This window comes from Laceyella putida, assembly GCF_042665195.1.
Lineage (GTDB): Bacteria > Bacillota > Bacilli > Thermoactinomycetales > Thermoactinomycetaceae > Laceyella > Laceyella putida.
In genome coordinates, this window is record NZ_JBHTBW010000092.1 from 1 (window position 1) to 1,828 (window position 1,828).

Annotated in this window: 1 protein-coding gene; it reads left to right on the forward strand. The window is 46.8% G+C overall.

From position 1 onward, the window contains the following. Positions 1 to 459 precede the first annotated feature (459 nt). On the forward strand, positions 460 to 1,758 hold the full coding sequence (gene ltrA / locus ACFQNG_RS20925; RefSeq protein ID WP_379867861.1) for a group II intron reverse transcriptase/maturase: 1,299 nt from the start codon (positions 460 to 462) through the stop codon (positions 1,756 to 1,758). The last annotated feature ends 70 nt before the right edge of the window (positions 1,759 to 1,828 follow it).

The following is a 1,828-nucleotide window of genomic DNA, read 5'->3' on the forward strand; positions in this document are numbered from 1 at the left end:
TCGTAGCTGACAGGCAACTGGTGGAGAAATCCTAAGGTTGAAGCCCTGTGACAAAGTAACCCCGCAGGGGTGCGAGCAACTCAGCAGACCGTAACATAAAGTGAATCCTGCCGCTTCGTCAAAGCCAACCATCTTTGATGGACAAGGAGGAGCCGAGCCTGGTGAATATGGGCGAAGGCCATGGAAGGTGTGAAGAACTTGGAACGCAACACCGAAGAACCTCCCGGAGTAAGGGGAGCGGTATGCTGAGAAAGTAGTTAACGGAACTGGGGAGACCCTCCTCTGCACATTTCCTGCGGAAATGTAAAGCAGAAGCCTATAAACCTAAAGAGGTGAAGTGGCGGATGGCAGAGAGGGAGTCGGAGGGGGTCATACTGTACTGATGATCGCGGAGACAACATAACTCTGCGTAGGGAAGGATCCCTGCTTTGTTCGTGGGTTTGAAGGAGGTAAGAGTGAGTGAATGCAAGTAAACTTGCTAACTACACCAATGTGAAAGCTCGAGAACTTTGGAAAACCCTATATCTTTGTGCCAAGGAGAACTCAAAACGGCGGTTTCACGCCCTGTATGACAAGATCTATCGCCCGGATATATTGGCAGAAGCATGGAGACGGGTGAAAAGGAACAAAGGAAGCGGAGGAGTAGATGGGACTACCATTGCCAATATCGTTGAAGAGTACGGTGAGAGCCGCTTTCTGAATGAAATCTACCTTGATTTGAAGAAGAAAAGATACCGCCCTTCTCCTGTTCGACGCGCCTATATACCGAAAGGAAACGGAAAGCAAAGACCACTTGGGATTCCCACGATCAAAGATCGGGTGGTACAAATGGCAACGAAGTTGGTCATTGAGCCGATTTTTGAAGCCGACTTTCAAGACTGCTCCTTTGGCTTTCGCCCGAAAAGAAATACCCATCAAGCCATTGCTAAACTTCGCAAAGCATGCAGAGACGTATCCTGGGTAGTGGATGTAGATATACAAAGCTACTTTGATAACATCAACCACGAAAAACTAATGAAATTGGTCAAAATGAGAATCAGTGACCGAAGAGTACTGAAGCTGATTTACAAGTGGTTGAAAGCGGGAGTCATGGAAGACGTACGGTTCCATGAAACAGAAGTGGGTGCGCCACAAGGCGGGGTCATTTCACCGCTGTTAGCCAACATCTACTTAAATTACATGGATGTGATATGGACGAAACAATTTTCACATCTAGGCGCCCTCGTCCGCTACGCGGACGATTTCGTCATTGTGTGCAAGACCAAGCAAAACGCATTGCAAAGCATACGGGTGATTAAAACGATTATGGCAAGGCTTGACCTTGCCATAAACGAGGAAAAGTCGAGATTGGTAAACATCTGGGGGAATACAGATGGTTTTGACTTTCTCGGCTTCCACCATAGGAAATTTCCTGTCTGGCTAAAAGGTGGAGGATGTATACATGTCCTGTCTCAATCCCCGAGCAAGAAAGCGATGAAAGGAATGAGACAGAAAATCAAGGAGTACACGCAGCCCAGAAACAAACTCTACTGGAGCATGGCCAATATGATTCGCGGTCTGAACCGAATACTCCAAGGGATGAAGAATTACTACATGATCTCCACGATAGCCAAAAAGTGGTTAAGGCGAATTGACTGGTACGTGATTGAACGTCTTACCCTATTCTGGAACAAGAAAAGGAACAAACGAAGGAAATTCGGGAAGAAAGGCGAGATCATGAAAATAACACAGGGGAAACTGGTGAAATTGGCTGTTTAAAGTAACCGAATGCCAAAGAAAGAAGAACATCGGAAAGCCGTGTGAGGGAGAACCTCATGCACGGTTTGAT